General features: G+C 63.5%; 11 protein-coding genes. 3 read left to right on the top strand and 8 right to left on the bottom strand.

Annotation, left to right across the window (positions count from 1 at the left end; translation table 11 throughout):
• Positions 1 to 692 precede the first annotated feature (692 nt).
• From JQ575_RS09780 to JQ575_RS09770, 3 genes are all read right to left on the bottom strand, one after another.
• The gene (locus JQ575_RS09780) at positions 693 to 1,133 is read right to left on the bottom strand and encodes a hypothetical protein (RefSeq protein ID WP_212032995.1); all 441 of its coding nucleotides are present in this window, start codon (positions 1,131 to 1,133) and stop codon (positions 693 to 695) included.
• 115 nt (positions 1,134 to 1,248) lie between these two features.
• Positions 1,249 to 1,590 (bottom strand): YqjD family protein, encoded by a 342-nt coding sequence (locus JQ575_RS09775; RefSeq protein ID WP_192737182.1) that lies wholly within the window; start codon positions 1,588 to 1,590, stop codon positions 1,249 to 1,251.
• 81 nt (positions 1,591 to 1,671) lie between these two features.
• Positions 1,672 to 2,724, bottom strand: a complete 1,053-nt coding sequence (locus JQ575_RS09770; RefSeq protein ID WP_212033057.1) for an AI-2E family transporter — start codon at positions 2,722 to 2,724, stop codon at positions 1,672 to 1,674.
• A 472-nt stretch (positions 2,725 to 3,196) separates the two neighbouring features.
• On the opposite strand from JQ575_RS09770, the gene JQ575_RS09765 reads away from it, so the two are divergent.
• On the top strand, positions 3,197 to 3,949 hold the full coding sequence (locus tag JQ575_RS09765; RefSeq protein WP_212032994.1) for a L,D-transpeptidase: 753 nt from the start codon (positions 3,197 to 3,199) through the stop codon (positions 3,947 to 3,949).
• Positions 3,950 to 3,975: 26 nt separating this feature from the next.
• Complete coding sequence (locus tag JQ575_RS09760; RefSeq protein WP_212032993.1) at positions 3,976 to 4,611, top strand: DUF2865 domain-containing protein; 636 nt, start codon at positions 3,976 to 3,978, stop codon at positions 4,609 to 4,611.
• A gap of 138 nt (positions 4,612 to 4,749) precedes the next feature.
• On the opposite strand, the gene JQ575_RS09755 is transcribed toward JQ575_RS09760, so the two are convergent.
• Entirely contained in the window at positions 4,750 to 6,843 is a 2,094-nt protein-coding gene (locus JQ575_RS09755; protein WP_212032992.1) for a methyl-accepting chemotaxis protein, read from the bottom strand.
• Positions 6,844 to 7,038: 195 nt separating this feature from the next.
• Here JQ575_RS09755 and JQ575_RS09750 point away from each other — a divergent pair, with 195 nt between their 5' ends.
• Positions 7,039 to 7,194 (top strand): Thivi_2564 family membrane protein, encoded by a 156-nt coding sequence (locus JQ575_RS09750; protein WP_211999735.1) that lies wholly within the window; start codon positions 7,039 to 7,041, stop codon positions 7,192 to 7,194.
• Between the two features lie 55 nt (positions 7,195 to 7,249).
• Here JQ575_RS09750 and JQ575_RS09745 read toward each other — a convergent pair whose 3' ends face one another.
• From JQ575_RS09745 to cysD, 4 genes are all read right to left on the bottom strand, one after another.
• Positions 7,250 to 7,450 (bottom strand): CsbD family protein, encoded by a 201-nt coding sequence (locus tag JQ575_RS09745; protein ID WP_211999734.1) that lies wholly within the window; start codon positions 7,448 to 7,450, stop codon positions 7,250 to 7,252.
• 183 nt (positions 7,451 to 7,633) lie between these two features.
• Positions 7,634 to 9,793 carry a malate synthase G gene (locus tag JQ575_RS09740; RefSeq protein ID WP_212032991.1) on the bottom strand — a complete coding sequence of 720 codons (2,160 nt, stop codon included), beginning with the start codon at positions 9,791 to 9,793 and terminating at the stop codon, positions 7,634 to 7,636.
• A gap of 232 nt (positions 9,794 to 10,025) precedes the next feature.
• A complete protein-coding gene (gene cysC / locus JQ575_RS09735) occupies positions 10,026 to 11,942 on the bottom strand; it encodes an adenylyl-sulfate kinase (protein WP_212032990.1) in 1,917 nt (638 codons plus the stop codon).
• A gap of 24 nt (positions 11,943 to 11,966) precedes the next feature.
• A complete protein-coding gene (cysD, locus tag JQ575_RS09730) occupies positions 11,967 to 12,761 on the bottom strand; it encodes a sulfate adenylyltransferase subunit CysD (protein WP_212033056.1) in 795 nt (264 codons plus the stop codon).
• Between the last annotated feature and the right edge of the window lie 62 nt (positions 12,762 to 12,823).

The raw sequence follows: 12,823 nt of genomic DNA, 5'->3' as shown, positions 1-12,823 counted from the left end.
TTTCTGTTTACCAGAATGGCAAATCAGGTGCATATCTTTGCCATCCCGTCCCACTCAGAGGGCGTCGGCCGTCGTCACGGACGTTGGACGGGTTGCGGTGGACGCTGGTTTACGCCTCGACGACGGCGTGGATAAGCGTACGGCAAAACCGTGTTCCGTTGCAGGCGTCAAGCTGTCGGAGAAGCGCAAGCGGAAACGGCAGCGACGGAGTCAACCAAGAACTCGTCTCCGGGGAGATCACGGCATAAGCCGTAAAGCCATTGCGCAGGGAAGGCCGGGTGTTCTCCGCTGCCCTGTATGCTCGTGTGCAGCCTTTTGCAAACCGCACACGAGACCGCGGGTGCAGCGCGCACCCGGTCTTCCCTGCGCCCTCTGTTTTCGAGGGCGGGAAGTTTCCAGCAAACCTCGGGCGCTTTGCGCCGCGAGAATGCGAAGCCATATCTGCTCTTTGAAAATTGGACCGGAAATGCGAGCGACACGGATAGTCGGCTCCCTCCCCCCTTGCGGGGTCGAGACGAGCGAAGCTCGCTCTTGGGGCGGGGGAGAGGGGTTCACACGGGCAGTCCCGATGACGCCACCCCTCTCCCTAGCCCCAAGAGCGAGCTTCGCTCGTCTCGACCCCGCAAGGGGGGAGGGAACGCACCTTTGCCTTGTCTCACGGCGACGTGCTAACCGCCTCTCGCGAACGAACTTTACTCCGCCGGCGCTTCGCCGCCCGCCTGGCTTTGGCCGCGGCTGGCCAAGAATCCCAGCGCCAGGCCGCCGACCGCGAGAATCGGAATCAGTTTCTTGATGCCGATCGCGCGCACCACCTGAATGCCGGCCGCGACCAGCATCGGATCGGCCAGCATGGTTTGAGCGGCGGATTTTGCGGTCTCCTTGACGCGCGTCTCGATCTGTTTCTTGCGCAACATGTAGGAGATCGCCGCGATCATTGTCACCACGAAGAAGATGCCGGCGCCGGTCAGGCACGCATAAACGGGACCATATTTCTCCAGCACGAAGATGAAGGCGGCCGCGCACAGGAACGATGTGGTGACGAGCAGGGCGAGCGCCGCCACTGCCGCCAGCGAGGTCAGCCGGAGCGCAGTGCCGGTCGAATCCTTGAAGTCATCGATCAGTCGCTGAAACATGGGCACGCCTCGATCTGAAAAGGACATCAATAAAAGAAACGACCTCGCGCCAGCGCCGCCATCGGCAGACGAAGGCTGGCTTTCCGGCGCGGGTCATCATTGCATCATCGCCGGATTACCGGCGCCACATTGCACCGAGCAGGAAGCCCACGCCGAGTGCGAGGCCGACGGTTGCCAGCGGTCGCTGCGTGATGACGTCTTCCAGCGATTCCTCGATCGAGGAGGCCGCATCCTGAGCCGCGTCCATCATGGCGCTGCCGCGCTCGGACATGTCGTCCACGGCCTGCTCCGCATTGGCGCGCGCCTGCCTGTAGCCGCGGCGCGCCTGCTTGCCCGCGGTGCCGGCGAAACTGTTGAGCGCATCGGTGATCTGGTCGGTGAGGGCTGCGATATCATTTTTCACGGCGGTTACATCCTTTTCCAGGCGTTCATAGGTGGCGTTGTCGGTGGGCGACATCGAAAGCTCCCGGGCATTCAATTCAGCTATCGGGGAAACGTCCACCCGAAGCGGAAGTTCCTGCTGCGAAACCCTTTGATTCTAGGGCAACTGCGGCGAATTGACCGGCATCAGATGCTCCTTGAGGATCAGCGCGACGATCAGAATCGGCGACGCCAGGAACGCGCCCATCGGCCCCCACAGCCAGGTCCAGAACGCCAGCGCGATGAACACCGCCAGCGCGTTGAGCTCGAGCCTGCGGCCGACGATCGTCGGCGTGAGGAAATGGCCCTCGAGGAAGGTCATCGCCGCAAACAGCAGCGGCGCGAGCAGCCCCGCACTGATCGTCGGGAAGGCGACAAGGCCGACCACGATCAGCACGACGAACATCGCGACCGGTCCGATGATCGGAATGTAGTTCAAGGTCGCGGCCAGCGCGCCGAGACCTGCCGGATTGGGCATGCCCGTGACCGCGCAGATAATGCCGGTTGCAATGCCGACGCCGACATTGATCATCGTCACCATGATCAGATAGCTGCCCAGGTGCTCCTCGATCTCGTTGAGGATCCGCAGCGTTCGCAACCGTACCGGCCGGTCGCCGAAATTCATCACCATGGCCCGGCGCAGGTCCTTCCAGCTCGCGATGAACAGGATCAGGGTGGCGACGAACAGCAGGAACTCGGCGAGGGTCGGCGACAGGAATTCGAGCGTCGGCTGCACCCATTCGAATTTCGGCATGTGGAATGTCGCCAGCGTGTCGGAGCTGCCGAGCATGCCTTGCAACTGCTGCCACAGCGCCAGCGGCCGGTCGAAGACGTGCATTTTTTCCTTCAGCTGCGCCCCCAGTTCCGGAAGCTTGCTGCTCCATTCCATCACCGGCGATGCAATCAGGCCGATCATGAAGGCTGCGCCGGTGACGACGGCGGCAACGATCAGGACGGCGGCCAGCGCGCGGGGAATACGATAGCGCTCGAGGAAGCTCGCGGCCGGCGACAGCATCGTGCCGACGATGAACGCCATCGTGATCGGTAGGAAGAACGCTTTCGCGACGTAGAGCACGGCGACGATGCAGATGATCAGCAGGGATACCAGCGAAAAGGCGACGATTTCGGCGCGGCTGATCAGCGGGGGCAGTTCGACATTGCTGTCGGGCAGCGGCTTGCCTTCGGGCGCATTTGCTTTCTGGCGGTCACCCGGCGAAGTCCTCTGGTCAGAGGTCCTGTGGTCGGAGGCCTTGTTGTCAGAAAGCTTGCGGTCGGATGGCTTTCGTTCGGTTGTCTTGTCCTCGCCTTGCGCCGGTTTGCGTTCCGTCGGCTTGCCTTCGTTGGACGCTGCCTTGCGATCTTCAGGCGCCCTGCGTTCTTCCGGCAAAGGCTTGGGGGGCAATACGCGCACAACGATTCTCCCCCGCGCCAGGCGGTGTTCACATGGCAGCCGCGACATCGCCCCGCGAACCGAATTCTCAAGCCACACAACGGGCGGCCCAGACAGAAGTTCCATCGCGGAAGCGTGAACACTGGCGCGCTTGACAGCAGGCCTGTCAGTTTGAGTCGCAGGGAACCGTGCAGCCCCGGTCGCGTTGCCAATTCAGAGCATCACACGATGCGTATCCAACCGGGGCAGTCCCATGACACAGTCCTCTCATCGCCGGCATCCGTCGCGCGTAACCCACGCGCTCGTCTTCATCAGCACCATGCTGCTGGCCCCCTCGGTATTTTCCAGCGCGGCGAGCGCGCAGCTGCTGGGTTACGCTTCCACCCAGCCGAATACGTTTCCCACCGATGAGGTGATGGTTGAGCCCGACTCCGGCGTCGTGCCGGAGCGGCTGCGCCGTGCTGTCGTCGCTTTCAACACTTCGGAGGCACCCGGTACCATCGTGATCGATACCGGCAATACCGCGCTGTATTACGTGCTCGGCCAGGGCCGCGCCGTTCGCTACGGCGTCGGTGTCGGCCGCGAAGGCTTTACCTGGTCCGGCGTACAGACCATCAGCCGCAAGGCGGAGTGGCCGGATTGGCATCCGCCGGCCGAGATGATCGCGCGCCAGCCCTATCTGCCGCGTTTCATGGCCGGAGGCCCCGGCAATCCGCTCGGCGCCCGGGCGATGTATCTTGGCTCCAGCCAGTACCGCATCCACGGCACGAACGATCCCTCGACGATCGGCAAGTTCGTTTCCAGTGGCTGCATCCGCCTGACCAATGAGGACGTCAGTGATCTCTTCAGCCGAGTCGATGTCGGCACCAGGGTCGTGGTGCTGCCGAAGAACGCGCCGCGCATGGAAACGCGCACCACCATCAGCGTCCGGCCGGCGCGTCCGGCGCTGACGACGGCGCCCTCGGGGCGGCAGGCAATGAATTTGACGGCGTCGCAGCTCAACTGAGCCGACCGACCTGACGGGAGATACGAATGCACGTGGGTAGAATGGCAATCCTGGGCGCGGCGGCTTTGGCAGGCGCTGCCGCGCTGGCGCCTGCGGCGCAGGCCCAGGACTTCTTCTCGGCCCTGTTCGGCGGCATGGGCCGGGCGAGGGCTCCTTATATTCCGTTGCCGTTTGCGAATGACGACGGGTCGACGCCGGTTCAGCGCGGCGAGCCGCGGCGTTATGGCGGCGGCGGTCAAGCGTTTTGCGTGCGTACCTGCGACGGTCGCTATTTCCCGGTAACGGCCTCCGACAATGCCAGCCGTGCGGCGTCCTGCGACAGCTTCTGCCCGGCCAGCGAGACCAAGGTGTTCTACGGCAGCAACATCGACAACGCCGCCGCCGAGAACGGAAAACCCTATTCGGAACTGCCTAACGCGTTCCGTTATCGCAATGAGCTCGTGGCCGGTTGCACCTGCAACGGCAAGGATCAGATCGGCCTAGCGCCGGTCAAGATCGAGGCCGATCCGACCTTGCGCAAGGGCGACATCGTCGCCGGCGAAAACGGTTTGCTGGTGGCCGGCCGCAGCGCCGACAAGCGCGGCGCCGAACTGAACTTCTCACCCGCCTCGGACAAGCTGCGCGCAAAGTACGAACGCGTGCCGGTGGTGGCGCGGGAGTGAACGATATTTAGGGACGCGATATTCCAACTTCCGTCATGGCCGGGCTTGACCCGGCCATCCACGTCTTTCTTGCTTAATGGGAGCCAAGAGGAGGATGCCCGGGTCAAGCCCGGGCATGACGAGGAGGTGGAGGCGCGACTACGCCGCGCGGATCTTGCCGAGGAACTGAGTGACCTGAGCACCCAATTGCTTGCTCTGCGTTTCCAGCGTCTCGGAGGCGTGCTTGACGTCATCGGCGGCGGCTGCTGCCGCATCGGCGTCGGTCTTCACGCCCGAGATGTTGTCGGAGACGTTCTTGGTGCCCTGGGCGGCAAACTGGGTGCTGCGCGTGATCTCCTGCGTCGCGGCGCCCTGTTCCTGCACGGCGGCCGCAATCGCGGTCGCGACCTCGTTGACCTCGCCGATAATGCCGCCGATGCCCTTGATGGCTTCGATGGCCTCGTTCGCGACCTTCTGAATGTCGGAGATCTGCTCCGAGATTTCCTCGGTCGCCTTCGCGGTCTGGCTCGCCAGCGATTTGACTTCGGAGGCGACCACCGCAAAGCCGCGGCCGGCGTCACCGGCGCGGGCGGCCTCGATGGTCGCGTTCAGCGCCAACAGGTTGGTCTGGGCGGCGATCGAGTTGATCAGCCCGACCACTTCGCCGATCCGGCCTGCGGACGTGGCAAGGCCCTGCACGGTGCCGTCGGTCTCACGCGCCTGGCTCACCGCGCGGCTGGCAATGCCGGCGGCGTGCGCGGCCTGCTGGCTGATGTCGTTGATCGAGGCGCTCAGTTCTTCCGACGCGGCCGCGACCGTCTCGACGCTCATCGAGGCTTCGCTGGAGGCCTTTTCGGCCACCTCAACCCGCGCGTTGGTCTGGCGGGAAACCGCTGATAGCCCGTCCGAGGTGGTCCGCATCTGGCCGGAGGCGTCGCCCAGCTGGTCGAGCGTCTGGCGCACCAGGCTCTCGAATTCGCCGACATAGCTTTCGATCGCCTGCTGCCGCGCGGTGGCGCTGGCATTGCGTTCGCGCTCCTGCGCCTCGATCCGGACCTTGTCTTCGGCCTGCTGCTTGAACGTCTCCAGCGCGCCGGCGAGCGCACCGATTTCATCCTTGCGCACCGCATAGCCGGTGTCGACCGTCAGGTCGCCGGCGGCGACCTTCAGCATGGCGTCGCGCATATTGTGCAGCGGCCTGATGACGCGGCGGGTGACCAGAATCAACGCGCCGCACGTCAACATCAATGCGCCGACCAGCAGCATCAGTTGCACCACCAGCGCGCGCCGGGCCGAGGAAAACTGCATCACGGTATGGTCCCGGGCGGAGTCGAGCGCCGTTTCGGCGACCTTGACCGCGCTGCCGAGGCGCCCGACCGTAATCGGCGTCCACTGGTTTGCGGTCAATTCGGGCTTCCCGCCGGCGACCAGCGTCGTCATCAGGCGATCGCGCAAGGCGATATAGTCCGGTTCGAAATAGGCGGTCTTGGTCGCGGCTATCGCGGCGGCAAGCGCCGGCGGCAACTGCATTCCCGAGGCGGTCAGTTCCAGCGCGTTCCATGCGGCCTCGATGCCGCCGGAGTATTTCAGGTATTTGAGCTGTACTTCCGGCGCCGCCTTTCCTGCGGAGAGCCCGTTGGAAACCAGCAGCGATGCTTCGCCTGCGGTGTTGCGCAGCAGCCAGGCGATCTGCTTGATCGCCAGCAACTGGTCGATCATCGGGTCCTGATGGTTGACCACGGTGGAAAGCGCTGCGGACAGTTTGTCCAGCGTCTCCAGCAGCGCGGTCGCGGTCTCCATGTATTCTTTGCCTTGCGTCGGACGGCGGGAGGCCTTCGGCTTGCTCACCTCGTCCCAGAATTCCTTCTGCTGCGCGCTCAGCTTCTTGAACAGACGATCGAGCTCAGGCACCAGTGTCTGGGCTTGCGCGAATTCAATCGACGGCAGCAGCGTCAGCGCGTTGCTCAAGGCGGGCATTTGCGTATCGCGGATGTTGCGCAGGTATTTTTCGATATCGCTGTCCATCGGCGCATCGGCATTCAATAGCCGGTTGGTCGTGGAGCGGTCGGTGCGCAGATTATGCATCGCCTTGAACATATTGGCGGATGCGTCGGTGACCACCGAGATGCGGTTTGCCACCTGCAGGCGGCCCCAGGCATCCCAGGCGTTGAGCGAGAACCCCACCGCGATACAAAAGGCGGTGGCCAGGATAACGGTCTTCAGCAGCGTGGATACGGTCAGACGGTTCAACATGATGCTTCCCCCAAAGCCGCGGTCATTTGGGGGGAAAAGGGTAAATACTTAGACAGCGCCCGCGCCGTAAAACTACGGGGGCCGTTGAAATGGTTGCGGTTTTTATGTTTGCGCACAGGTTCCCGATTCAGGAACCCAGCCTGCTTTGGCACGTTAACACAACATTAACAGCGCTTTTCAGCCGAGGGGGCCCGCATGCTCGTCAGCGTACTCGTCACGTTTCTCGTCGTTATCCTCGTTCTCTATCTCATCAACTTGCTGCCGCTTGATGGCCGCGCCAAACAGATCGCGCGAGTTGTCGTGATCATCCTCGGCGTGATCTCGCTGTTGAAATACATCGCAGTGATCTAGCGGCCGCCCAAACAAAAAGCCCCGGCGCTGCCGGGGCTTTTCATTTTGGAGGTTTCTATTTCAGTGTCCCGAACCAGTCGTCCACGTCCTTGCGGATCTGGTCCTTGGCGAAGCCATAGCGCTGCTGCAGCTTGCCTTCGAGCTGCTCACGACGGCCTTCGATCACATTGAGATCGTCGTCGGTGAGCTTGCCCCATTTCTCCTTGGCGGCGCCCTTGAACTGTTTCCAGTTTCCTTCAACCCGGTTCCAATCCATCGTCATCTCTCCCTGTGAGTTGAGATGAATTCTCAACGGGCGCACGATCCAAACGTTCCTGCGTGCGGCAAAGCGGCAGTCGCGCGAAAGATCGCGCGTCGCCTCCCGCATTTGAACGGGACGTCCGACCGACTGCGGAACCGCGGTTCCAGCCTGAATCCGAACAGAACTCAGGCCGGTCGATCAACCGGCCGCCTTGGCTTCGCGGCGGCGGGCGGTGAGGATGTACTCGGTGTAGCCGTTCGGCTGCTCGCGGCCCTTGAACACCAGATCGCATGCGGCCTTGAAGGCGATGCCGTCGAAGGAGGGGGCCATCGGCTTGTACAGTGCATCGTCCTTGTTCTGGCCGTCGACCACGATCGCCATGCGCTTCAGCGACTCCATCACCTGATCCTTGGTGATGACGCCCTGATGCAACCAGTTCGCCAGATGTTGCGCCGAGATGCGCAAGGTGGCGCGGTCTTCCATCAAGCCGACGCCGTGGATGTCAGGCACCTTGGAGCAGCCGACGCCCTGGTCGATCCAGCGCACGACATAGCCCAGGATGCCCTGGCAGTTGTTGTCGATCTCCTGCTTCACGTCGTCGGGGGCCCAGTTCGACTGCGACACCGGGATGGTGAGGATGTCGGACAGTTTCGCGCGCTGGCCGCCCTTGGCGAGCTCCTGCTGGCGCGCCTGCACGTTGATCTGGTGATAATGCAGCGCGTGCAGCGTAGCGGCGGTCGGTGACGGCACCCAGGCGGTGGTGGCGCCGGCTGAGGGGTGGCCGAGCTTCTGCGTCAGCATGTCGGCCATCTTGTCGGGGGCTGCCCACATGCCCTTGCCGATCTGGGCATGGCCGGGCAGGCCGTCGATCAGGCCCATGTCGACGTTCCAGTCTTCATAGGCCTTGATCCAGGGCTGCGCCTTCATGTCGTTCTTGCGGATCATCGGACCCGCTTCCATCGAGGTGTGAATCTCGTCGCCGGTGCGGTCGAGGAAGCCGGTGTTGATGAAGCAGATCCGCTTCGAGGCGTTCTGGATGCAGGCCTTGAGGTTGACCGTGGTGCGGCGCTCCTCGTCCATGATGCCGACCTTCATGGTGTTCTCGGGCAGCGACAGCAGCTTCTCGACCTCGCCGAACAGCTCACAGGTCAGCGCCACTTCGTCGGGGCCGTGCATCTTCGGCTTGACGATATAGACCGAGCCGGTGCGGCTGTTCTTGGTCTTTGAGCCGCCCTTGAGATCGTGGATCGCTAGCAGGCCGGCGACCGCGGCATCGAGCAGGCCTTCCGGAATCTCCTCGCCCTTGGAGTCCAGAACCGCGTCGGTGAACATGTGATGGCCGACATTGCGCATCAACAACAGACTGCGGCCGTGCAGCGTCAGGTCCTTGCCGTCGGGCGTCTTGTAGACGCGGTCAGGGTTGAGCGAACGCTTGAGCGTCTTGCCGCCCTTGTCGAAATCCGCCGACAGCGTGCCGTCCATCAGGCCGAGCGTGTTGCGATAGACCAGAACCTTGTCCTCGGCATCGACGGCGGCGACGCTGTCTTCCATGTCGAGGATGGTGGAGACCGCCGATTCCAGGATCATGTCGGCGACGCCAGCCGGATCGTCCTTGCCGATGGTGCTGCTGCGATCGATTTTGATTTCGATATGCATGCCGTTGTTGACCAGCAGGATCGCGGTCGGCGCGGCGGCATCGCCCAGATAGCCGGCGAACTGTTCGGCTGACTTCAGCGCGGTGGCGTTGCCGCTCAGCTTGGCCGAGAGCTGGCCCGCGATCACGCTGTAGGAGGTTACATTGGTGTGGCTGCCGGTCGCGAGCGGCACGGCGGCGTCGAGGAAGGCCTTGGCCTTGGCGATCACCTTGTCGCCGCGCGCCTTGTTGTAGCCGCGGCCAGCCTCACTCGGATCGTGCGGGATCGCATCCGTGCCGTAGAAAGCATCATACAGGCTGCCCCAGCGGGCATTCGCTGCGTTCAGCGCGTAGCGGGCGTTGGTCAGGGGGACGACGAGCTGCGGTCCGCAGATCTTGCCGATTTCCTCGTCGACATTTGCGGTCTCGACCTTGTGGGTCGCGGGCTCCGGCAAGAGATAGCCGATCTCCTTCAGGAAGGCCGTGTAGGCGTTCATGTCGAACGCCTTGCCCTTGTTGGCGCGGTGCCAGCCGTCGATCTTGGCCTGCAGCGCGTCGCGGACGGCGAGCAGTTCGCGGTTTTTCGGTCCCAACTTGGCGATGATGGCGGCAAGCCCGGCCCAGAATGCGTCGGGGGAAATCCCGGTTTTGGGGGTCGCCTCCTTGGCGATGAAATCGAACAGTTCAGGGGCGATCTTCAATCCGTGGGCATCGACACGATTCATGATGGGCTTTCTCGGGCAGAAACGGCGTTGATGGGTGGCTTTCAGGGATGAAAGCAGCAAAAAGCGCGCCAAAGGGCAGTTTTCAACTGCCTTTTAGCGCTAAAGCCGGGTCGATGAGAAGGCCCCAAAAAGCCTAGAGCTCCGTTCCGATGGAAATCGGAACGGAGCCCTAGATTCTTGATTTGACGCGCTTTCTTGACGCGAACCGGTGCCCACTTCGCTTGAAAACGCTTCAGATATTGGCCGCCAGATCCACCAGTTCGTCGAACAGAACGCCGCTCTCCGCCAGCATCCGCTCGATCGCGTCGGTGGCATCGGCCACCGTCCGGGTTGAGGTGTCGATCCGCAATTCGCAACTCGCCGGCGGCTGGTAGTCGTTGGTGATCCCCGTGAACGAGGGGAGCGTGCCGGCACGGGCCTTGGCATAGTGGCCTTTGGGATCGCGGCTCTCGCACACCTCGGCAGGAGCGGCGACATGGATTTCGCGGAAGGCGGTATCGGCGATGCGGCGCGCCACTGCGCGATCGGCAATCGCGGGCGAAACCGCGGCGACGATCGCGACGTGGCCGTTGCGCGCCAGATGGGTGGCGACTTCCGCGAGGCGGCGAATGTTTTCGCTGCGATCCTGTGGCGAAAAGCCCAGATCGTTGTTGAGGCCGGCACGCAGGGTATCGCCGTCGAGCAGGATCGGTGAACCGCCGCGAGAGAACAGCCGTCGCTCCAGCGCGCGGGCCAGCGTCGATTTGCCCGAACCGGGCAAGCCCGTCAGCCAGATTACCGCGCCGTTATGGTGATAGCGCGCCGAACGCTCTTCGGGACGCAGCGCGGACTCAACGGGGACGATGTCGATCGGGACGGCACGTTGTCCGGCGTCGACCGACAGCACGAGACCACCGCCGGCAATGCGGCCATTGACCTCGATCACCAGCCGTCCGGTGCGCGGATTGTCCTGATAGGGATCGGCTGCGACCGGCTGCGCCAGCGAAATGTCGATTTCGCCGACGTGATTGCGCGCGATCGACTTGGTCTCCTCATTGGAGAGTTCGCCGGGATCGACCGCCTTCTCGATCGCGACCACGTGAGCGCGGCTTTCGCGGGTGCCGAGGCGGATCAGGATCTGCTCGCCCTTGGCGAGCGGTTTGTCGTGCAGCCAGAAAATCCGGGCGCGAATCCGCCGCGTATCGCGCGGGGTCGCGCCGGCATGGGCGATGACGTCGCCGCGTTCGATGAACAATTCGCGGTCGAGCGTGATGCCGACCGAGCGGCCGGCGCCGTGGCTGCCGTTGACGGGAGTTACCGGCCAGCTCTCGACGGTCTTGATCTTCGCGATCTTGCCGGCGGGCATGATGACGATCTCATCGCCGGCGCTGAGACTGCCGGATTCGATGCGGCCGGCGACGATGCGGCGATCGTCGAATTTGTAGATCGCCTGCACCGGCAGCCGCAGCGCGAGCTGCTCCAGCGGCCGTGCCGGTTCGAGCGCATCGAGCGCCTCGACGACGCTCGGCCCCTGGTACCACGAGATCCGCGGCGTGCGTTCGGCAACGCCGTCGCCGTCGCGCGCGGAAATCGGAATCACCGCCGACGGCGTCACGCCGAGGCCGATCAGATGCGCCGAGATTTCGTCGCTGATCTCCTTGAAACGATCGGCGCTGAAATCGACGCGGTCCATTTTATTGACGACGACGGTGACCTGCTTGATGCCGAGCAGATGCAGCAGATAGCCGTGCCGCCTTGTCTGGTCGCGCACGCCTTCCAGCGCGTCGATGATCAGCACCGCGCCGTCGGCCTGCGAGGCGCCGGTGATCATGTTGCGCAGGAATTCGGCATGGCCGGGCGCATCGATCAGCACCACGTCGCGCGACATGGTGCGGAAGCGGATCTGCGTGGTGTCGATGGTGATGCCCTGGTCGCGTTCGGTTTGCAGCGCATCGAGCAGGAACGACCATTCGAACGGCATGCCGCGCCGTGCGCTGACGGCTTTGAGCATTTCCAGCTTGCCTTCGGGCAGGCTGCCGGTTTCATGCAACAGGCGGCCGACCAGGGTCGATTTGCCATGGTCGACATGGCCGACGATGACGATGCGAATCTGTGGCCGCGTCGTGCCGTTGGGTGTCGCCAATACGCTTGAGGGGAGGATCATGTTCATCGCAGCACTCACACCTAATGTCCGTCAGAGATAGCCGGCGACACGCAGCCGCTCGAATGCATCTTCGGTTTCGTGATCGAGCGCGCGGCCCGCACGTTCCGGCACCCTGGTGCCGTCGAGTTCGGTCAGGATCTCATCGATGCTGGAAGCGGTCGACGCCACCGGATTGGTGATGTCCTGATCGCCCAGCGAGCGATAGCGCTTGCCGTCCTTCGACAGATACAGCGGGATGATCGGAATGTTCTCACGCTTGGTGTAGGCCCAGATGTCGGCCTCGGTCCAATGCAGGATCGGGTGGATGCGCAAATGCGCGCCTTGCGGCGGCGAGGCGTTGAAATGGTCCCAGAATTCCGGGGGCTGATCGCGCACGTCCCAGCCGCCTTCGATGCCGCGCGGCGAGAACACCCGCTCCTTGGCGCGGGTGGCTTCCTCGTCGCGGCGAATGCCGGCGATCAATCCGTCAAAACCGTATTTGGTCAGCGCCCATTTGAGGCCTTCGGTCTTGCGCGCGGCGGAGCGCGCGGCCGGCGGCAATGTCGGGTCGACGGCGTCGATCGGCGGGCACGGTTCGATCTTGAGATCGAGCTCCCATTCCTTGCCGAAGCGATCGCGGAACGCGTACATCTCGGCAAATTTCTTGCCGGTGTCGACATGCAAAGCCGGGAACGGCACGCGGCCGAAGAAGGCCTTGCGCGCCAGCCAGATCATGACGTTGGAATCCTTGCCCAGCGACCACAGCAGCGCCAGCTTCTTCAACCGCGCGAACGCCTCGCGCAGGATGTAGATGCTCTGCGCCTCGAGCTCGTCGAGATGGTCCATCGAGGGCGGCGGCAGCTGCCCATGGGCCAGAATTTTGGGCGCGGATGAGGTCTGGTTGAAGG

This window comes from Bradyrhizobium sp. JYMT SZCCT0428, from assembly GCF_018131075.1.
In the GTDB taxonomy this organism is placed as follows: Bacteria; Pseudomonadota; Alphaproteobacteria; order Rhizobiales; family Xanthobacteraceae; genus Bradyrhizobium.
The sequence above is the reverse complement of the archived record's forward strand: the minus strand, read 5'-3'. Positions and strand labels throughout refer to the sequence as shown.